Annotated in this window: 24 protein-coding genes; 9 read left to right on the forward strand and 15 right to left on the reverse strand. The window is 68.0% G+C overall.

From position 1 onward, the window contains the following. Window positions 1-27: 27 nt before the first annotated feature. Complete coding sequence (locus tag VGC56_RS13220; RefSeq protein ID WP_464125557.1) at window positions 28-954, reverse strand: right-handed parallel beta-helix repeat-containing protein; 927 nt, start codon at window positions 952-954, stop codon at window positions 28-30. Window positions 955-1,186: 232 nt separating this feature from the next. On the opposite strand from VGC56_RS13220, the gene VGC56_RS13225 reads away from it, so the two are divergent. From VGC56_RS13225 to VGC56_RS13235, 3 genes are all read left to right on the forward strand, one after another. Beyond that, window positions 1,187-1,378 (forward strand): hypothetical protein, encoded by a 192-nt coding sequence (locus VGC56_RS13225; RefSeq protein ID WP_464125561.1) that lies wholly within the window; start codon window positions 1,187-1,189, stop codon window positions 1,376-1,378. A 283-nt stretch (window positions 1,379-1,661) separates the two neighbouring features. Continuing rightward, window positions 1,662-1,967, forward strand: coding sequence for a hypothetical protein (locus VGC56_RS13230; protein WP_464125563.1), 306 nt, complete (start codon window positions 1,662-1,664; stop codon window positions 1,965-1,967). 59 nt (window positions 1,968-2,026) lie between these two features. Next, window positions 2,027-2,233: a cold-shock protein gene (locus VGC56_RS13235; protein ID WP_464125566.1), complete on the forward strand. Its 207-nt coding sequence runs from the start codon at window positions 2,027-2,029 to the stop codon at window positions 2,231-2,233. Between the two features lie 340 nt (window positions 2,234-2,573). On the opposite strand, the gene VGC56_RS13240 is transcribed toward VGC56_RS13235, so the two are convergent. Further along, on the reverse strand, window positions 2,574-2,717 hold the full coding sequence (locus VGC56_RS13240) for a hypothetical protein (RefSeq protein WP_464125568.1): 144 nt from the start codon (window positions 2,715-2,717) through the stop codon (window positions 2,574-2,576). A 442-nt stretch (window positions 2,718-3,159) separates the two neighbouring features. Between VGC56_RS13240 and VGC56_RS13245 the strand changes: the two genes are divergently transcribed. Then, window positions 3,160-4,272, forward strand: a complete 1,113-nt coding sequence (locus tag VGC56_RS13245; RefSeq protein ID WP_464125570.1) for a cellulase family glycosylhydrolase — start codon at window positions 3,160-3,162, stop codon at window positions 4,270-4,272. Between the two features lie 210 nt (window positions 4,273-4,482). Here the strand turns inward: VGC56_RS13245 and metH are convergent, their stop codons facing one another. The 4 genes from metH to VGC56_RS13265 all read right to left on the reverse strand — a co-directional run bounded on the left by metH (window position 4,483) and on the right by VGC56_RS13265 (window position 10,157). Continuing rightward, window positions 4,483-7,134 carry a methionine synthase gene (gene metH / locus VGC56_RS13250; RefSeq protein ID WP_464125688.1) on the reverse strand — a complete coding sequence of 884 codons (2,652 nt, stop codon included), beginning with the start codon at window positions 7,132-7,134 and terminating at the stop codon, window positions 4,483-4,485. Window positions 7,135-7,231: 97 nt separating this feature from the next. Further along, window positions 7,232-8,278, reverse strand: a complete 1,047-nt coding sequence (locus VGC56_RS13255) for a homocysteine S-methyltransferase family protein (protein WP_464125572.1) — start codon at window positions 8,276-8,278, stop codon at window positions 7,232-7,234. Beyond that, window positions 8,275-9,195: a methylenetetrahydrofolate reductase [NAD(P)H] gene (metF, locus tag VGC56_RS13260; protein WP_464125574.1), complete on the reverse strand. Its 921-nt coding sequence runs from the start codon at window positions 9,193-9,195 to the stop codon at window positions 8,275-8,277. Before metF ends, VGC56_RS13255 begins: the two co-directional genes overlap by 4 nt. Beyond that, entirely contained in the window at window positions 9,192-10,157 is a 966-nt protein-coding gene (locus tag VGC56_RS13265) for an ArsR/SmtB family transcription factor (protein WP_464125576.1), read from the reverse strand. Before VGC56_RS13265 ends, metF begins: the two co-directional genes overlap by 4 nt. A 184-nt stretch (window positions 10,158-10,341) precedes the next feature. Between VGC56_RS13265 and VGC56_RS13270 the strand changes: the two genes are divergently transcribed. The 3 genes from VGC56_RS13270 to VGC56_RS13280 all read left to right on the forward strand — a co-directional run bounded on the left by VGC56_RS13270 (window position 10,342) and on the right by VGC56_RS13280 (window position 11,362). Then, window positions 10,342-10,647, forward strand: coding sequence for a hypothetical protein (locus tag VGC56_RS13270; protein WP_464125578.1), 306 nt, complete (start codon window positions 10,342-10,344; stop codon window positions 10,645-10,647). A gap of 124 nt (window positions 10,648-10,771) precedes the next feature. Continuing rightward, window positions 10,772-10,999: a hypothetical protein gene (locus tag VGC56_RS13275; RefSeq protein ID WP_464125580.1), complete on the forward strand. Its 228-nt coding sequence runs from the start codon at window positions 10,772-10,774 to the stop codon at window positions 10,997-10,999. A gap of 183 nt (window positions 11,000-11,182) precedes the next feature. Then, a complete protein-coding gene (locus VGC56_RS13280) occupies window positions 11,183-11,362 on the forward strand; it encodes a GIY-YIG nuclease family protein (RefSeq protein WP_464125583.1) in 180 nt (59 codons plus the stop codon). A gap of 486 nt (window positions 11,363-11,848) precedes the next feature. Here VGC56_RS13280 and groL read toward each other — a convergent pair whose 3' ends face one another. Both groL and groES read right to left on the reverse strand, forming a co-directional pair. After that, window positions 11,849-13,501, reverse strand: coding sequence for a chaperonin GroEL (gene groL, locus VGC56_RS13285; RefSeq protein ID WP_464125586.1), 1,653 nt, complete (start codon window positions 13,499-13,501; stop codon window positions 11,849-11,851). A gap of 83 nt (window positions 13,502-13,584) precedes the next feature. Continuing rightward, window positions 13,585-13,872 (reverse strand): co-chaperone GroES, encoded by a 288-nt coding sequence (gene groES, locus VGC56_RS13290; RefSeq protein WP_464125588.1) that lies wholly within the window; start codon window positions 13,870-13,872, stop codon window positions 13,585-13,587. 269 nt (window positions 13,873-14,141) lie between these two features. Between groES and VGC56_RS13295 the strand changes: the two genes are divergently transcribed. Then, window positions 14,142-14,441, forward strand: coding sequence for a hypothetical protein (locus VGC56_RS13295; RefSeq protein WP_464125590.1), 300 nt, complete (start codon window positions 14,142-14,144; stop codon window positions 14,439-14,441). A gap of 241 nt (window positions 14,442-14,682) precedes the next feature. Then, entirely contained in the window at window positions 14,683-14,919 is a 237-nt protein-coding gene (locus tag VGC56_RS13300; RefSeq protein ID WP_464125592.1) for a DUF6894 family protein, read from the forward strand. Window positions 14,920-14,978: 59 nt separating this feature from the next. On the opposite strand, the gene VGC56_RS13305 is transcribed toward VGC56_RS13300, so the two are convergent. The 7 genes from VGC56_RS13305 to VGC56_RS13335 all read right to left on the reverse strand — a co-directional run bounded on the left by VGC56_RS13305 (window position 14,979) and on the right by VGC56_RS13335 (window position 18,586). Further along, complete coding sequence (locus VGC56_RS13305; protein WP_464125594.1) at window positions 14,979-15,119, reverse strand: hypothetical protein; 141 nt, start codon at window positions 15,117-15,119, stop codon at window positions 14,979-14,981. Beyond that, a complete protein-coding gene (locus VGC56_RS13310) occupies window positions 15,116-15,301 on the reverse strand; it encodes a hypothetical protein (protein WP_464125597.1) in 186 nt (61 codons plus the stop codon). The genes VGC56_RS13305 and VGC56_RS13310 overlap by 4 nt, the downstream gene beginning before the upstream one ends. A gap of 10 nt (window positions 15,302-15,311) precedes the next feature. Then, window positions 15,312-15,530, reverse strand: coding sequence for a hypothetical protein (locus VGC56_RS13315; RefSeq protein WP_464125600.1), 219 nt, complete (start codon window positions 15,528-15,530; stop codon window positions 15,312-15,314). A gap of 26 nt (window positions 15,531-15,556) precedes the next feature. Further along, window positions 15,557-15,736, reverse strand: coding sequence for a hypothetical protein (locus tag VGC56_RS13320; protein ID WP_464125602.1), 180 nt, complete (start codon window positions 15,734-15,736; stop codon window positions 15,557-15,559). 374 nt (window positions 15,737-16,110) lie between these two features. Next, on the reverse strand, window positions 16,111-16,401 hold the full coding sequence (locus VGC56_RS13325; protein WP_464125605.1) for a hypothetical protein: 291 nt from the start codon (window positions 16,399-16,401) through the stop codon (window positions 16,111-16,113). A gap of 101 nt (window positions 16,402-16,502) precedes the next feature. Continuing rightward, window positions 16,503-18,215 carry a M56 family metallopeptidase gene (locus VGC56_RS13330; RefSeq protein WP_464125607.1) on the reverse strand — a complete coding sequence of 571 codons (1,713 nt, stop codon included), beginning with the start codon at window positions 18,213-18,215 and terminating at the stop codon, window positions 16,503-16,505. Then, on the reverse strand, window positions 18,212-18,586 hold the full coding sequence (locus VGC56_RS13335; RefSeq protein ID WP_464125610.1) for a BlaI/MecI/CopY family transcriptional regulator: 375 nt from the start codon (window positions 18,584-18,586) through the stop codon (window positions 18,212-18,214). Before VGC56_RS13335 ends, VGC56_RS13330 begins: the two co-directional genes overlap by 4 nt. Window positions 18,587-18,616 lie beyond the last annotated feature (30 nt).

Raw genomic sequence — 18,616 nt, forward strand, 5'->3', positions numbered from 1 at the left:
GAATTGCGGGCGGCGGCGCGGGGGGCGTCAGCGGCGCTCGAAGCGCGCGATCTTCGGGGCGAGGCGGTTGTCCTCGATGCGGATCGCGGCGTCGTTGAAGCCGACGACGAACGAGGTGCCGTGCTCCATGTCCGGAGCGAGCGAGGCGGTGTTGCCGGTCACCGTCAGGCCGCTCGCGTCGTGGACGGTGCCTTCGGGCGCGACGGTGATCATCGCGCTGTAATTTTCCTTGTCGTGGCCCTGGACGAAGACGTTGCGGGCGATGAGGCCGGTGGCGCCGCCGGACAGGTCGATCATGTAGTTGGTGGTGCGGCCGGCGCTGTCGTCGAAGCTCGAATCGGTGACGTCGATGCGGCGGGCGCGGGTCTTGACGTAATGGCCGCCGCGGCCGCGCTCGAAGCGGGAGGCGCGGACGATGAGGCTGCCATATTCGCCGATGTAGATCGAGTGCGCGCAGGCGAGGCCGCGGTCGCAGCGGCCGAGGCCGGAGAAGGTCGAGCGCTCAATGAGGATGCGCGAACCGGCATCGTCGGCGCTGAGGATGCCGCTTTCCGAATTCCTGAACATCGTCTCGCGGACGGTGAGCGGGCCGTGCTCGAGGCGGATGCCGGCGCCGTTGGCATCGGGCACGCGGACATTCTCGAAGATCAGCCCCTCGACCGCCGCCGCACGCCCCCTCAGCACCAGGGTCGCCTTGCCCTCGCAGGCGCCGCCGTCGAAGACCGCCGTGCCCGGCTCGGCAGCCTGGAAGGTGACCTCCCCCGCCTGCTGCACCGCGCAGTCCCGATAGCGCCCCGGTGCGACGAGGATGGTCCCCCGCCCGCCGCCGATCGCCTGCACTGCCTGCTGGAGCGAGCCGAAGCTCTGGCCGGTCTCCTGCACGGTATAGGGGGCGGCGCCCTGCGCACCGGCGGGGGCGGCGAGGACGGCGAAGAGGATGAGGGCGCGTTTCATGCGCGACGGGATTGCGCGGCGTGGGTGCCAAGTCGAGGGTGGAACGAGGTTAACCGTGCTCCTGCCCCTTGGCGGGACAGAAAGGCGGGCAGCGGTAACGCGGGGCTTCCGGGCGCGGCGGGCGGAAGCCGACCCGTCTCATAACGTTCGAATCGAGCTACCTCCCCGCCTCGGGGAACCGATGGTGCGCCGGCCTCGACTCCTATAGGCTCGGCGCGACGCAGGAGGCGACATGGCATATCAGGGCATCAAGGTGAGGCGCGCGACGCTTCAGGCTGAGATCGACCGCTTCGACGCCGGCGATGCGATCGACATGGGCGACGCCGGCTCCTCGAAAAAGACGTCGCCGTCGGAATATCGTGCAGACCTGGGGCGGCGTCGGGATCAGCTGGATCGGCTGATCAGGGCGGGTGGGAATTCCTAAGCGGCCCCGTGAGCCGCATTCGGCTTTGCGGTCCGCGCGTCACCCGTGAGCCGCATTCGGCTTTGCCGTCGGCGCATGACCCGTGAGCGCATTCGGCTTTGCCGTCCGCGCATTGGCACGCGAATTGACTCGCCGGCCGATAAGGTCGAGGGCCGGTATGCTGACAGCCCTGGAGGGTGGCGTTCAGCCGACGTCGCGTACCCTCTGGTTTTAGGTCACGCCACCGCGGCCTCTGCGCGAATCCGACACCTGTGTCGCACGCGCATCACGCTTGGGAGGCAAAATGGCTGAAACCCTTGATGAGGTCGTCGCTGCGTTCAGCCTCGCGGCTCGCCGTGGCCGAGAAGCGCGTCCCGCCACTCCCGCCGCGAAATCGATGCTGAAGCACGCGATCGTCGTGCTGCAATCCTCTCCGCACTCCCCCGGCTACTTCGTCTGGCTGGAGAGCGGGTCGCCGCCGGAGCATTTCGCAGGCCGATGCGCGCTGCCGAACATGATGCAGGCCCGAAGCTTTGCCCAAGCCTTGTCCGTCGTCACGGGGATGCCGGTCGAGGATCGAACACAGGATGCCCGATTGCCGCTTCAGTGACATTCTCTCTGCTGGCCGCAAACACGCGGCCTTCAACCCTGCCAACCAAGGAAATCGATATGCCCACTGGCATTGTGAAATTTTTCGACGAGACGAAGGGCTTTGGCTTCATCACCAACGAAGCCGGTGGCGCCGACGCCTTCGTCCACATTACCGCCGTCCAGGCTGCCGGCATGGACAGGCTCGAGAAGGAGCAACGCATCTCCTACGACCTCGAGAACGATGCCCGCGGCAAGTCAAGCGCGGCCAATCTCAAGGCGGTCTAGCCCGGTCGGAAGTTGCAGGTGTGATGAAGGCGGGTGCCGTGTGCGCTCGCCCCACCGGCGGGAGATCATCGATGTCGGCTATGCACACATTCCAGCTCGCACGCGCTGCCGAGGCGCGCATGGGCGCCGCGGCCGCAACTCTGGACCACGTCCGCGATCGTTGGCTTCGATCGGAAGCGAGTTGGACGGCATTGGCCGCTCGCAGCGGACGTAGCGATGAAATGCGGGCAATGCTGATCGCGAACAAGGCGGCCGAACGGGCTCAGCTTGAAACTCCGAGCCCGACACGGTTCGATTGCTGCGTCTGACCTGAGGCCGCGCGTTCGCTTCACGCGCTCGATCAGACTTGGGCCGCCTCCAGCTTCTCCGCCAGAGCCGCGATCCGCTGTTTCAAGCCGTCGCGGTTTTGCGGGATCGCGCTTGCGGCCGCTCGCGTCTCGTGCTCCTCAAGCACCCTTTTCAACCGCTCGTGCTCCTGGTGCATCTGATCTCTTGTCATCTCGCCTCCGGCTCTCCTTGATATATGGGATGGCGAACCGAAAATCGCACGGATCAGCGTAAAATAGGTGCTGGGCCTTCGCAGGACTTTTGTCTGATCGTCACTGATTGACGGCCGGTCAGGGCCTGGACCTGGGAAAATACCAGCCTCCGGCTGGGGTGCCGAGGCTTCTCCGGCCTCAAAAGACGAGGCTGACGCCGCGAGCTGGCAGGTCTGCACAAGGCCAAACCGAGCAGTCAAACGGCCGTCGCGAGAGATCGCTTTGGGTCTGCCGTCGCGTCCCGTACGGCGCTCTTGCAAATCATCTGAAAGAGCAGCACGTGCCCACCTTGCGCGCGGCGCGTGAACAACATATGTTGTTGATATAGAGTGGAAATCACGCGTCGATCCGCGGGGGCGGGGACGGCTCAGAGCCGAGAAGCATATCATGACCCGAGCAGACATCGTCGCGGGCGCCGCTGGCGCGACGCTGGAGAATCCGCGCTGGAGCGAAGGGGCGGCACACCAATGGTATGACGGACTGCCGTGGCTGGTCGGGTGCAACTTCACGCCGTCCTACGCCATCAACCAGCTCGAATTCTGGCAGGCCGAGACGTTCGATCCGGTGGCGATCGACCGGGAGCTCGCCTGGGCGGCCGCGCTCGGCATGAACGCGGTGCGCGTCTACCTCCACGATCTGCTGTGGCAGCAGGATCCGGAAGGCTTCGCCGCGCGCATCGAGATCTATCTCGCCACGGCGGACCGGCACGGCATCCGTACGATGCTGGTGCTGTTCGATTCCTGCTGGGATCCCGATCCGGCGCTCGGCCCGCAGCGGGACCCGGCGCCCGGCGTGCACAATTCCGGCTGGGTCCAGTCGCCCGGCATGGCGGCGCTGTCGGACCCTGCGCAGCACGAGCGCCTGCGCCGCTACGTCACCGGCGTCGTCGCGGCCTTCGCCGACGATCCGCGCGTGCTGGCCTGGGACATCTGGAACGAGCCCGACAACGGCCCCGAGGTGGCGCTGTGCAACCGCGCCGTGCTGGCCGCCAAGTCCGCTTTGGTGACGCCGCTGCTGGTCGAGGCGTTCCGCTGGGCCCGCGAGGCCGGCCCGAGCCAGCCGCTGACCAGCGCGATCTGGCTGGGCAATTGGTCGGCCGACCACCGGCTGAGCCCGATCCAGCGCGTCCAGACCGCCAATTCGGACGTGATCTCCTTCCACAATTACGGCAAGCCGCGTGAGTTCGCGCGCCGCCTCCGGTGGCTCAAGAGCTTCGGCCGGCCGATCCTCTGCACCGAATATATGGCGCGGTCGGTGGGGAGCACGTTCCAGGCCATCCTGCCCAAGGCGAAGAAGCACCGCGTCGCCGCTTTCTCCTGGGGCCTCGTCTCCGGGCGCACCCAGACCCACTTCGCGTGGGACCGCGAGGAGAATGACAAGATCGCGCGCGGCTCCCGGCGCTGGTTCCACGATATCCTGCACGCCGACGGCCAGCCGCACCTGCCGCACGAAGCCGAATTCCTGCGGCGGATCACGGGGCGCGTCGACGTCGCCGCTTAGACGAGGCGGCGCAGAACAGGGGAGCAGCGGTTGTCCCTTGCTCTGGCCCTCTGCCTTTGACGGTGCTCTGAAGGCATATGTCGGCGTCCGGCGGCCTTAGCCCCTCCCTTTCAGGGGAGGGGGTTGGGATGGGGGATGTCGTCCCCGTTGACCGCCGGCGGTTCCCCACAGGCCCCACCCCAAAACCCTCCCCTGAAGGGGGGGGCTTTTTTAGTCGAGGTTCGGGCGCAGCCAGCGTTCGGCCTGCTCGAGGGTGACGCCGCGGCGGGGGGCATAGTCTTCGAGTTGGTCGCGGCCGATGCGGGCGACGCCGAAATACTGGCTGTCGCGGTGGCCGAAATAGAAGCCGGAGACCGCCGAGGTCGGCCACATGGCGAAGCTTTCCGTCAGCGTGACGCCGGCCGGCTCGCCGCCGAGCATGGCGAAGAGGGCCGGCTTCAGGCTGTGGTCCGGGCAGGCGGGGTAGCCAGGGGCTGGCCGGATGCCGACATATTTTTCGCGGATGAGCTGCTGGTTGGTGAGGTGCTCGGTGCCGGCATAGCCCCACACGCTCTCGCGGACATGGGCGTGGAGGGTCTCCGCAAAGGCCTCGGCGAGGCGGTCGGCCAGTGCCTTCAGGAGGATGTCCGAATAATCGTCATTGTCCGCCTTGAAGCGCTCGAGATGCGGCTCGAGGCCGTGGATGGCGACGGCGAAGCCGCCGATCCAATCCTCGCCGGCGGGATCGATGAAGTCGGCGAGCGACATGTTCGGGCGCCCTTCCCTCTTCTTCACCTGCTGGCGGAGGAAGGGGATACGGGTCTCCTCGTTGGAGGCGAGGACGTGGACGTCGTCGCCCTCACGGCGGCAGCGCCACAGGCCGACGGTGCCGCGCGGGGTCAGCCAATGCTCGGCGATGATGCGGTCGAGCATCGCTTCCGCATCCTTGAAGAGGGCGCTGGCGCTTTCGCCGACGATTGGGTCCTCGAGGATGGCGGGGTAGTTGCCGGCCAGCTCCCAGGCGCGGAAGAAGGGCGTCCAGTCGATCGAGGCGCGCAGATCGCGGAGCGGCCATTCGCCATAATGGTGGAGGCCGGGGCGGAGCGGCGGCGGCGCCTTGCCTTCGAGATCGTAGGGGAAGGCGTTGGCGCGGGCTTCGGCGAGGGGCGAGAGCTCGTTCTGGCCGCCGCGGGCGCGGGCGACGCGGACCGCTTCATATTCCTCGACGGTGCGGGCGATGAGCGGCTCGCGCTGGGTTTCGGAGACGAGGCTGGAGGCGACGCCGACGGCGCGGCTGGCGTCGAGGACGTGGATCACCGGGCCCGCATAAGCCGGGTCGATGCGGAGCGCCGTGTGCGCCTTGCTGGTGGTGGCGCCGCCGATGAGGAGCGGGAGCGTCATGTTCTCGCGCTGCATCTCGGCGGCGACGGTGACCATCTCGTCCAACGAAGGCGTGATGAGGCCGGAGAGGCCGATCATGTCGGCATTGTTCTCGTTGGCGGCTGCGAGGATCGCCGGCCAGGGCACCATGACGCCGAGGTCGATCACTTCGAAGCCGTTGCACTGGAGGACGACGCCGACGATGTTCTTGCCGATGTCGTGGACGTCGCCCTTGACGGTGGCCATGACCACGCGGCCCTTGCCGGCGGTGACGCCCGATTTCTCCTTTTCCTCCTCGATATAGGGGATGAGGTGGGCGACCGCCTTCTTCATGACGCGGGCGGATTTGACGACCTGGGGGAGGAACATCTTGCCGGCGCCGAACAGGTCGCCGACGACGTTCATGCCGTCCATCAGCGGGCCTTCGATGACGTGGATCGGGCGCTCGGCCTCAAGGCGGGCTTCCTCGGTGTCCTCGACGACGAAGGCGTCGATGCCTTTGACGAGCGCGTGCTCGAGCCGCTTCGAGACGTCCCAGCCGCGCCATTCGGCCTCGGCCTTTTCGCGGACGGGGTCGGAGCCGCGATATTTCTCGGCGAGCTCGACGAGGCGCTCGGTGGCGTCCCCCCCGGCATTTGGCCGGCGGTCGAGGATGACGTCCTCGCACGCTTCGCGCAGCTCCGGGTCGATCGTGTCGTAGACGTCGAGCTGGCCGGCATTGACGATCGCCATGTCGAGGCCGGCGGGGATGGCGTGATAAAGGAAGACCGAGTGCATCGCGCGGCGCACCGGCTCGTTGCCGCGGAAGCTGAAGCTCAAATTCGAGAGGCCGCCGGAGAGGTGGACGTGCGGGCAGCGCGCCTTGATCTCGCGGCAGGCCTCGATGAAGTCGAGGGCGTAGCGGCGGTGCTCGTCGATGCCGGTGGCGACGGCGAAGACGTTGGGATCGAAGATGATGTCCTCGGCCGGAAAGCCGTCGCCGACGAGCAACTTGTAGGCGCGCTCGCAAATCTCGACCTTGCGCGCCCTGGTGTCGGCCTGGCCGACCTCGTCGAAGGCCATGACGACGACGGCGGCGCCGTAATTGCGGACCTTCCGGGCGTAGCGGAGGAACTCCTCCTCGCCCTCCTTCATGCTGATCGAATTGACGATCGGCTTGCCCGAGACGCACTTCAGCCCCGCCTCGATGACCGACCATTTCGAGCTGTCGACCATCACGGGCACGCGGGCGATGTCGGGCTCGGCAGCGATGAGCTTCAGGAAGGTCGTCATCGCATATTCGGCGTCGAGCAGGCCCTCGTCCATGTTGACGTCGATGACCTGGGCGCCGTTCTCGACCTGGCTGCGCGCGACCTCGACGGCGGCGGCATAATCGCCGGCCATAACCAGCTTCTTGAAGCGGGCAGAGCCGGTGACGTTGGTGCGCTCGCCGATGTTGACGAAGGTGGAGGAGGCGGAGGCGGTTTCGGGCTGAAGGGCAGTGGCCATTTTTCTCGTTTCAATTTTTTCCGTCACCCCGGACTTGATCCGGGGTCCCCCTTCTTCCCCTCGAAAAAGGAGAAGGTGGATGCCGGATCAAGTCCGGCATGACGGCTCTGGATTATGCGGCGATGGTCATCGGCTCGAGGCCGGCGAGGCAGGTGATCCTGGGGGCGGTCGGGACCTTCCGGGGCGGGAGGCCCGCGACGGCTTCGGCGATGGCACGGATGTGGGCGGGGGTGGAGCCGCAGCAGCCGCCGAGCACGTTGACCAGCCCCTGCTCGGCCCAGGCGCGGACGAAGCCTGCCGTCTGGTCAGGACGCTCGTCATATTCGCCGAGGTCGTTGGGGAGGCCGGCGTTCGGATAGGCCATGATGAGGGTGTCGGCGATGGCGGAGAGCGCCTGGACGTGGGGGCGCAGCTGCTGGGCGCCGAACGAGCAGTTGAGTCCGATCGTCACCGGCCGGGCGTGGCGGACGGCGTACCAGAAGGCCTCGACGGTGTGGCCGGAGAGGTTGCGGCCGGAGAGGTCGGTGATGGTCATTGAGATCATCAGCGGCACGTCGCGGCCGGCTTTCTCCGCTGCCTGGAGCGCGGCCATGATGCCGGCCTTTGCATTCAGCGTGTCGAAGATCGTCTCGATGAGAAGGAAATCGACGCCGCCTTCGATGAGCGCGTCGGCCTGCTCGACATAGACTTCGGTGAGGCCGTCGAAATCGATCTCGCGATAGCCTGGATCGTTGACGTTGGGGGAGAGGGACAAAGTCTTGTTGGTCGGCCCGATCGCGCCGGCGACGAAGCGGGGGCGGCCGTCGCGCGCGGCATAATCGTCGGCGGCGGCGCGGGCGATGCGGGCGGATTCGATGTTGATGGCGCGGACGAGATGCTCGGCGCCGTAATCGGCCTGGCTGATCCGGTTGGCACTGAACGTGTTGGTCGAGACGATGTCGGAGCCCGCGTCGAGATAGGCGCGGGTGATCGCGTCGGTCACCTCGGGCTTGGTCAAAGCGAGGATGTCGTTATTGCCCTTCTGGTCCCGCGGCAGATCGAGGGTGCCGCGATAATCGGCCTCGACGAGCTTGCGGTTCTGGATCTCGGTCCCGAAGGCGCCGTCGGTGATGAGGATCCGCTCCAGGGCGGCCTTTTGCAGTCTGTCTCGCGCGCTCATGCGGCCTGCTCCTGTGCGGGCGCCCGCGGCCGGAGGCCGAGGAGGTGCGAGATCGCGTAGGCGAGCTCGGCCCGGTTCAACGTGTAGAAATGGAAATGGCGGATGCCGCCGGCGTAAAGCTGGCCGCACAGCTCCGCCGCAATGGTCGCGGCGACCAATTGGCGGGCGGCGGGAAGGTCGTCGAGGCCTTCGAACAGGCGGTCCATCCACGGCGGGATGGCGGCGCCGCAGGCGGCGGCGAACTTGCGCGTCTGGGTGACGTTCGAGACGGGAAGGATGCCCGGCACCAGCTCGGCGTCGATACCCGCCGCGGCGGCGGCGTCGCGGAAGCGGAAGAAGCTCTCGGGCGCGAAGAAGAACTGGCTGATCGCGCGGTCCGCACCGGAGTCGATCTTGCGCTTGAGATTGTCGATGTCGCTCTGGCGGCTGACAGCGTCCGGGTGGCATTCCGGATAGGCGGCAACGGAAATTTCGAACGGCGCGACCCGCTTCAGGCCGGCGACCAATTCGGCGGCGTTGGCATAGCCGTCCGGGTGAGGGACGTACTTCTGGCCCTGCACCGGCGGGTCGCCGCGCAGGGCAACGATGTGGCGAATGCCGGCGTCCCAATAGGCGCGGGCAATGTCGTCCACTTCGCCGCGGGTCGCCTCGACGCAGGTGAGATGTGCGGCGGGGGCGAGGCTGGTCTCGCGGGCGATCCGGACCACGGTGTTGTGGGTACGCTCGCGGGTGGAGCCGCCGGCGCCGTAGGTCACCGATACGAAGCGCGGCTGCAGGGGCTCGAGCGTCTTCACGCTGTCCCACAAGGTCTGCTCCATCTTCTCCGTCTTGGGCGGGAAGAATTCGAAGCTGACCTCGATGTCGCCGGCGACTTCGGCGAACAGGGGTTCCCTCCAATGGGCGATGCCGGGGCTCATGCGACGACCTTCAATTGCTGCGCGGGCCGCTCTCCGGCCCAGATGGTGACGGTGAGTTCGCCGCCTTCGAGATGTTCGACGACGCGGCCTTCGAGGCCTGCGGCGGCGAGGTAGGCGAGCATCGTCTCGTCGGCGAAGCCGAGGCGCAGGTGCGCATCGCTGTCGCGCAGCTCCTCGCGCTCGTGCGGGGCGAAATCGACGATGAGCAGGCGCCCGCCCGGGGCGAGCAGCCGCGCGGCCTCTGCGATCGCGGCGGAGGGCTGCTGGGCGTAATGGAGGACCTGGTGGATGATCACAGTGTCGGCGGCGCCGGCCGCGAGGGGCAGCGCGTACATGTCGCCCTGGCGCAGCTCCGCGCCGAGCCCGGCCTGGGCCAGCTTGACGCGGGCGAGGCGGAGCATTTCGGGAGAGCGGTCGACGCCGAGCGCCTGCTCCGCCGCAGCGCCGAACAGTTCGAGCATGCGGCCGGTGCCGGTGCCGACGTCGAGCAGGCGTCCGAGCGGGCGGCCATCCGCTTCGGCGCCGAGGGCGCGGGCGATGGCGGCCTCGACCTCGCTCTCGGCGACGTGGAGCGAGCGGATGCGGTCCCAGTCGCCGGCGCGGGCGGCGAAATAGCGTTCGGCGGCGGCGGCGCGGTCGGCGCGAACGGCAGCGAGGCGGGCGGCGTCGGCGACGGCCCACGGATCCTCGCCGTCGCGCTCGGCCCAGCGGTCGAGGGCCTGGAACAAGGGCTCGACCCGGTCGCGCGCGCCGAGGCTGAGGAACACCCAGCTCCCCTCCTTGCGGCGCTCCGCGAGGCCCGCCTCGATGAGGATGCGGACGTGGCGCGAGACGCGCGGCTGGCTCTGCCCGAGCACCTGCGCCAGCTCGCCGACCGAGAGCTCCATCGCCCTCAGGAGATTGAGGATCCTGAGCCGCGTCGGGTCGGCAAGGGATCGGAAGATGTCGGCGGCGGCGGGCATAGATAAGGATATAAAGATATCTTTATATGCGGGTCAAGGCACTCGGCTCGCCGCAATCCTAACTGAAGCAGTAGACATATACCCACGGCTCCCGTACATCCCGCCCCTGCCGGACGCTGCGCCCGAGAGGGGGCGGCACCTCGCCCGGCGAAAACAACATCGCTTCCCCAAGGAGGGCAATGCCATGAAGAAGATCGCTTTCGTCGCCGTCGCCGTCGCCGCTCTCGGCGTCGCCGCCTGCACCCCCAAGACCGCCGACACCAACAACAGCGCTGACTTGAACGCCACCGAGAATGCGGCCGGCGTCGACGTCAACGCCGCGGTGATCGACGCCAACTCGACCACCATAACGTCGAACACGGCGACCACCAACACGACCGGCGGCAACATGGGCGCCGCCAACGTCACGGCGACCGGCAACACCGCCGCCGGCAACGTTGCCGCCACGACCACGACGACCACCAACACCTCGCACACCGCGAAGCATTGATCGGTTAAGCCGGCCGCTTTCGCGACCGGCTGAGAAGGGGCCGCGTTCCTTGGAGGGACGCGGCCCTTTTTCTTTGCCTTCGCTTCGGGCAAGCTGCGGTTCGATCAGCAGGGGAAGCCTCATCATGCGCAAGACCGCCATCGCCGCTTTGCTCGCCGCCGCCGCCGGCGTGACGCTCGCCGGCTGCGGGAAGAAAGCCGATCCCAACGTGCCGACGGCCGAGGAGAATGCCTCCCTCGCCAATGCCTCGGCGATGGACACGTCGCCGGACAGCCTGGTCGCGGGGGACAACACCGCGCTCGGCAATGGCGAGGATGCGGACGACGACGACGATGGGGGGAATGGGGCTTAGGCACTCGAGACTGCCGCAGGGGCCATACACGTCGTCCCAGCGAAGGCTGGGACCCCAGCGAGAGTACACGCCAGCTTCTCAGCAGCGGGCAGCTCGTACTCCTGGCGAACCATCCCCGGGGCCCCAGCCTTCGCTGGGGCGACGGGTGTTGCAAAGGCGCCGCCAGCGGAGCAGCATCGGCCAATGACCGGTGGGTGGGTCTACATCGCCTGCAACAAGCCGCACGGGGTGATTTACGTCGGCGTCACCGCTGATCTCGTCCGCCGTGTCGCGCAGCACCGGGGGCGGGAGGGTTGGGCGGTTCACCCGCAGGCACCATTGCGATCGGCTTGTCTACGCCGAACCACATGCGATCATCGATGATGCCATTCGCCGCGAGAAGGCGGTGAAGGCATGGCTCCGGCTCTGGAAGCTGAGGCTGATCCAGGAGCATAATCCCACCTGGGAGGACTTGTTCCCGAAGATCGCGGCAGTCGAGGGTTAGGACAGGTCCGTCACGGCCGGGCCGGTCCCGTCGCCCCAGCGAAGGCTGGGGCTCAGCGGGTTTCGTTCCCCGCGTGTGCAGCGCCCTACATGACCGCCGGGCTAGTTCTCGCTGGGGTCCCAGCCTTCGCTGGGACGACGATCTCGTGCGGCGTCCTCGGCGCTGCGTACAAGAAAAGGGCCGGGGGTTTCCCCCCGACCCCTTCTTTTCGTTCAGCCTGGCGTCTGGATCGGCGCGGGCAAAGCCCGCGCTGGCGTCGGACGAGATCTGCGATCTGAGGAATCGCAGCCTCGCCGGCCGTTCCTCGGCGAGTCCGCCGCCAGCTTGCGGGCGCTGTCGCGCCCGCTTCGCTGACGGAGGCCGCCTCAGAAATCCATGCCGCCCATGCCGCCCATGCCGCCGCCGCCCATGCCGCCGCCGCCGCCGGCCGGCTTGTCTTCCGGAGCCTCGGTCACCGCCGCTTCGGTGGTGATGAGGAGACCGGCGACCGAGGCCGCGTCCTGCAGCGCCGTGCGCACGACCTTGGTCGGGTCGATGACGCCGGCGGTCACGAGGTTCTCATAGACGTCGGTCTGGGCGTTGAAGCCCATCGTGTCGTCATTGCCGTCGATCAGCTTGCCGACCACGACCGCGCCGTCGCTGCCGGCATTTTCGGCAATCTGGCGGATCGGGGACTGGAGGGCGCGGCGGATGATGTCGATGCCGCGCGTCTGGTCGTCATTGGCACCCTTCATGCCCTGCAGCGCCCTGGTGGCGTAGAGCAGAGCCGTGCCGCCGCCGGGGACGATGCCCTCTTCGACGGCCGCGCGGGTCGCGTGGAGCGCGTCGTCGACGCGGTCCTTGCGCTCCTTGACCTCGATCTCGGACGAGCCGCCGACCTTGATCACGGCGACGCCGCCGGCGAGCTTGGCGAGGCGCTCCTGGAGCTTCTCCTTGTCGTAATCGCTGGTGGTGTTCTCGATCTGCGCGCGGATCGCCTCGACGCGGCCCTTGATCCGGTCGCCCTCGCCGGCACCGTCGACGATGGTGGTGTTGTCCTTGTCGATGGTGACGCGCTTGGCCGAGCCGAGCATGCCGACGGTGACGTTCTCGAGCTTAATGCCGAGATCCTCGCTGATCATCTCGCCGTTGGTCAAAATCGCGATGTCCTCGAGCATCGCCTTGCGGCGATCGCCGAAGCCCGGCGCCTTGACGGCGGCGACCTTCAAGCCACCGCGCAGCTTATTGACGACGAGGGTGGCAAGCGCCTCGCCCTCGATGTCCTCGGCAATGATCAGGAGCGGACGGCCCGACTGGACCACCGCTTCCAGGATCGGAAGCATCGCCTGGAGATTGGAGAGCTTCTTCTCGTGGATGAGGATGTAGGGGTCGCTGAGCTCCACCTGCATCTTCTCGGGATTGGTGATGAAGTAAGGCGACAGGTAGCCGCGGTCGAACTGCATGCCTTCGACGACGTCCAATTCGAACTCGAGGCCCTTGGCCTCCTCGACGGTGATGACGCCTTCCTTGCCGACCTTCTCCATCGCTTCGGCGATCTTCTCGCCGACGATCGTGTCGCCATTGGCCGAGATGATGCCGACCTGGGCGATCTCGTTGTTGCTCGACACCGGCTTCGAACGCGCCTTGAGGTCCTCCACGACCTTCAGGACCGCGAGGTCGATGCCGCGCTTCAGGTCCATCGGGTTCACGCCGGCCGAGACCGACTTCATCCCCTCACGGACGATCGCTTGGGCGAGGACCGTGGCGGTGGTGGTGCCGTCGCCGGCATGATCGTGGGTCCGCGACGCGACCGAGCGCAGCATCTGCGCGCCCATATTCTCGAACTTGTCGTGGAGGTCGATCTCCTTGGCGACGGTGACGCCGTCCTTGGTGATGCGCGGCGCGCCATAGCTCTTGTCGAGGAGGACGGTGCGGCCCTTAGGGCCGAGCGTCACCTTGACGGCGTTGGCGAGGATGTCGACGCCGCGGGTGATGCTTTCGCGCGCGTCGCGGGAGAATTTGACGTCTTTGGCGGCCATGTTCGGTTCCTTGATTTGGGGTCCCGGCGGTCAGGCCGCTCGGGCGGGGAGCGTCGCCGCTCCGGAAGGGATATCGGCCGGTGTCAGCCGAGGACGCCGAGGATGTCGGCTTCCTTCATGATGAGGAGGTCCTCGCCATCGAGCTTGACCTCGCTGCCGGACCATTTTCCGAACAGGATCTTGTCGCCGGCCTTGACGTCGAGCGGCGTCACCTTGCCGTCTTCGGAACGGGTGCCCGAGCCGACGGAGACGATCTCGCCCTCCTGCGGCTTTTCCTTGGCGGTGTCGGGGATGATGATGCCGCCGGCGGTTTTCTCGGCGGCTTCGATGCGGCGCACGAGCACGCGGTCGTGAAGGGGGCGGAATGTCATGGATTGCGGTCCTCGCGCTGGATCGCGACGAAGTCGTCGCTTCACAAGCGGGAGCCAGCGCTGCCAATTTGCGATTGGCACTCTCAGTTCGCGAGTGCCAACCTAACCCATGTGGGTGTTCGCACGCCGCGGGTCAAGCTGCGCATGGTGTGGCTGGCCTCGTATCCCCGTGACCGAACCCCTATATCGGATCATCACCTGATCTTCCCGCGAGCATCCCGTGACAGAGAGACCGTCGTGCTCTCGCTTGCGCACACGGAGGCTTCAGATTGCCAGACGATCATTCCGACGCGGCCACTCCGCCCGCAGGCTCATCGAAGGAAGCACGCGAGACCGTGGCCGGATGCCGCGACCGGGCGGCCAAAGACCGTCTTCAGGCCGCCGGCGCCGGAACCGAAAACAGCCGCCGCGTCTTCGAGCGCAGCGCCGCCAGCTGGGACGTGCGGGGGAATGACATACAGGAAGCCGAGGATGCGTCCGCACAGCAGCGGGCCGCCGATCGCGACCTGTGGGCGAGCGAGGAGCGGGATGACGCCAGCCCGCCGGATGACGCTGCGTCCAAGGATTAAACGTCGAAAAGCCCCAGCGTCCCCCCGAGGGGCTGGGGCTTCTCCGGCCTCAAAGCAGGAGGCTGACGCCGCCTTATGGCAGGTCCGCTAAGGCCGGATCGATCCGATCGACGGCCTCTGCGCCCGACCCGTCTCGGCGTCCGGCACGAGGTTGTCAACGCGGGGAAGTGTCTCGGTCTGAAATCGTTCCGGACCTGATCCCGTTTATGGCGCGACCCAAAAAACTGGGCATAGTGCGAGCGTGGCTCGCTTCTACTTCCACGTCTTCAACGACGAAACATGCCTCGACCAAGAGGGGCTTGAGCTGGCCGATGCGGGGGCCGCGCGGAGCATGGCGGTGAAGGAAGCGCGCGTCCTTATGGCCGAGGCGGTCAAGAAGGGGGAGATCGTCCTGAGCCATCATATCGCCGTTGAGGATGAGGACGGCGCATCCGTGTGCAACGTCACTTTCGGCGAGGCGGTTCGGATCAGCATGTAGCCCCCTTCTCGTAGGAGCCGCGCGGCTTGGGCTCGGGAGCCACCGCGCTCAGGGCAGGCTCAGCGAATCTTCCAGTCCAGTCCCGGCAGCTTGATCATCGCTGCGTGGCAGACGGTGCAGCGGGAGACGAAGTTGCCACGGTCCCAGCGGCTGGCGACGTGGTCCGGCAAATGACGCCCGAACAAGCTGTGCAGGCTCATCTTCCTGCCTCCCGCGAGCGCCTGGCCTCCGCGATCGCGTCAGCGGCATTGGTGTAGCGATAGCCGCCGACGTCGAAGCGGTCGGCAGGCACGCGGACAATGCCATGTTCGGCGAGCAGCGCGGCTTCGGCTTCGGCAGCGGACCGGTTCGCCAGCCCGCGATCAGGTGTTTCGGAAACCATGACGCTCTCCTTAGAACTGCTTGCCCGCCGTCCAGGCGGTGACGTCCGCTTGCGCGTCGGCACGCGACCGGCCGCTGCGAATTCCGACGAGGGACGCAAGCTGCATCTCGTTCTTGATCGTGGACGCATCGAAATTGGTGAGAAAGGGCCAGCGCTTCTGAGCGTCACGCATGTAGGCGCGCTTTCGCGCCACGGTCTCGCCGCTCTCGGCGCCCTGGAATCCGAACATCGTCTTCTCCTCGCTAAGGGATGGTGTCAGCGCCGGCGGTCGCCGACGGCGTCGACCCGCAGCCGTGCGTATTTCGTGGCCATGGCGAGATGCTCGTTCGCCTCCGCCTCATTGGCAGCACGTGACGCCAGCCAGCGCGCGCCGGTCTCGAGACGCTCGTAATGCTCGGCACCGCCCCGCTCCGGCCGCTCCAGCGTGAGCGCCATTCGCGGTTCGACTCCAGGGCGCGCGGGACACGCCAAGGCGGCTTTGATGCTGTAGCGGCCGGCAAGATCGAGATGGATGAGCCGGGATACCGCGCTCCTTGCGCCCCGCGCGTTCGCAAGGGAGGCGCGCTTACGGCCGAGCCAATATCTCTGTTCCATGGGATTCACCTGGTGTGCAAGCGGGAGCACACGGTGTCTCTCTGTCACGGGACGCTTGCGGGAAGGTCAGGTGATGCAAGCAGCGTAGCACCCAAGGATCGGGTTAGCCAGCCCGACGACGTCGACGACGCAGGCTGCGCATGTGCGGTCGGACTGCCCGGCGTATAATTTGAGGAACTCTGAGGGTCCGCGGCAGCGTCGCCAGCTTCGCGCCGTCAGCGGCGTTTGACGAGGCCTGTGGGCATCCTCGAGGGGCGGGCCTCGCCGATCTCCACCCAGGGGAGGTCGTCGAAGGGCGGGAGATAGCCTCTCAGGCGGTAGAGCCGCTCGGCGATGTCGAAGGCGATGCTGCGATCGTTGACGAAGGCGGTGTGGCCGCTGGGATCCGCGCCGCGGCATCGATATTGACCGGTTCCGTCCATCGCCTTGGCCCCTTCGTTGCGGCGCGCGACGCTTCTCGCGGCAGCGGCCGGCGCCGCCGGCCCGATCCCGCGCGTGGCGCGCACGAGACGATCCTACCGGCAATGACCCGGGATGGGAACCAAGCGATGCCAGTACGCGGGGCGCGCAGTCCTGACGCCCGCAACGTGGCGGCGTTGCCCTCCGCTCAGCCCTCGCCGCGGCGCATCTTGTCGGCGCTGCGGCGCATTTCGGCGGCGCCGCGGCGCATGCCTTCGGCGCCGCGGTGGAGCTCGGGGATCATACGCTGGACGTCCGCGTCGGTGACGCGGCGGCCTTCGCGGGCGGCCTTGGCGATCTGGCGGGCGCGGTAATCGGGTGAGCGGAGGCGCTCGGCCTCCTCGTCCATCTGCCGCGCGCCGCGCTCCATGCCGTCGGCGCCGCGCATCATGCCCTCCGCGCCGGCCGCCATCGAGATGCGGACCTGGCGCTGGGCGTCGGCGACGGCGCGGGCGGCCTGCGCGGCGATGGCACGGGTGTCGATGTGGCGGAGCGCCTCGCGCTGCGCCTCGCCGACTTCGCGCATGGCCTCACGCTGTGCCTCGCCCGCCTCGCGCAGGGCCTGCTCGCGCTCGACTCGGGCCTCGGCGAGCGCCTCCTGCACCTCGCGCGCGATCTCGTCTCCGTCGACCATGCCGTGGCGGGCGTGGCGGGGCGGAAGCGGCGGGATGGGCGGCGCGGGCGGCGCATAGGCCGCGGCATAGGCTGCCGCCAGCGGTGCCACGGGGGCGGGCGGCGCGAGCGGCGTCGAGGGGGCACGAGGCGCACCAGGCACCGGCGGCACCAGGGGGGCCTGTGGAGCAGTCGCAAGCTCAGGCAGATCCGCCGGAGACACGGGAGCCTGCGGAGCGACCGGCGCTCCGGGCGCCACCGGCGGGGCGGCGCGGACGATGGCCTGGACGGGCTTCAGCGCGGCGATCGGCGCGGCAATTGCGGCGACGGCGATCACCGCCATGCGGATCCAGCGCGGGTGCGGCGCGCCGGCGGCGAGGCGCCGGTCGAGGATCGCGCGCACCCGCTGCCCCAGAGCGGCGTCGGCCATGCCGCTCGCGGGGAGACGAAGGGCGGTATAATGCTGGGCGCAGCTCAGCAGGGTCTGGGCGTAGCGCGCCGGCTCGACGTGGAGGAGGGCGAGGGCATCGGCCGCCTCCTCCGCCTCGCGGACGATCTGCCGCTCGAGCAGCCACATCAAAGGGTTGAACCAGAACAGGGCGACGGCGACCCGCGACAGGATCAGCACCTGCCAGTCGCCGCGGGCGATATGGGCGATCTCGTGGGCGAGAACGGCACCCGCCTCGCCGGGCTCGCGGGCGGTGTCCGGGTCGATGAGGATGACGGGGCGCAGCGCACCCCAGCTCAGCGGTGCGGTGACGTCGGCGCGGAGCAAAGCGATGGGGCGGACGATGCCGGCCTCGGCGGCGGTACGCTCGAGCGCGGCCTGCCAGACGGGGGAGGCGATCGGCTCACCGGTGCGGGTCCAGCGCCGGAGGGTCCAGAGGCCCGCAACGAGGCGCGCGAGCACCATCGCCGCGCCGCCGGCCCACAGCCATTCGAGGAGCAGCGACGGATCGTCGAACGCGCTCGGCGCGGCGGCGGGCTCGGAAGCCGCCGCAGCCGCCGCGGCGAGCATCGCGGGAGTGATCGCGATTGGCGCCGCTTCGTGCACCGTCGAGGTTACCACCGGCAGCGCCGGCAGCAGCAATGTGATGAGGGGCAGCGCGACGATCAACGCCGCCGCGGTGGCGAGGAGCGCCGAGCGCTCGCCGGCGCTGCGGCGGCGGAGCAGGGCGGCAAGGCCCAAGGCGGCGCCGCTGATCAGGGCCGATTTCCAGGCCAGCTCGAGGAGAAAGTCGAAGCTCATTGCGTGCGCTCCCTCGCTTGGTCGATCGCCCGCTGGAGCGCGTCGAGCTCCTGCGCGTCCATGTCCTTGGTGAGGCCGAGAAGGGCCGTCGCGGCCGAGGCCGCCGATCCGTTGAAGAAGGTCCGCACCATCTGCTTGAGCGCCGATTCGCGGACCTTGGCCGGCTGCGGCACCGGCGCGTAGACGTAGCTCTGCTCGGCGGTGCGGTGGCGCAGCATGCCGCGTCCCTCCAGCCGGGCGAGGAGGGTGCGGACGGCCGAATGGCTCGGCGGGTCCTTCATCGCCGCGCGGACGTCGGCGGCGGTCGCCTCCCCGGCGCTGCAGACGATCTCGAAAATCTCGCGCTCGCGGCGCGGCAGGGTCTCGATCATGACGTTCGAATCGGCCTTGTTGCTGCTACA

This window comes from Allosphingosinicella sp., assembly GCF_036403745.1.
Lineage (GTDB): Bacteria > Pseudomonadota > Alphaproteobacteria > Sphingomonadales > Sphingomonadaceae > Allosphingosinicella.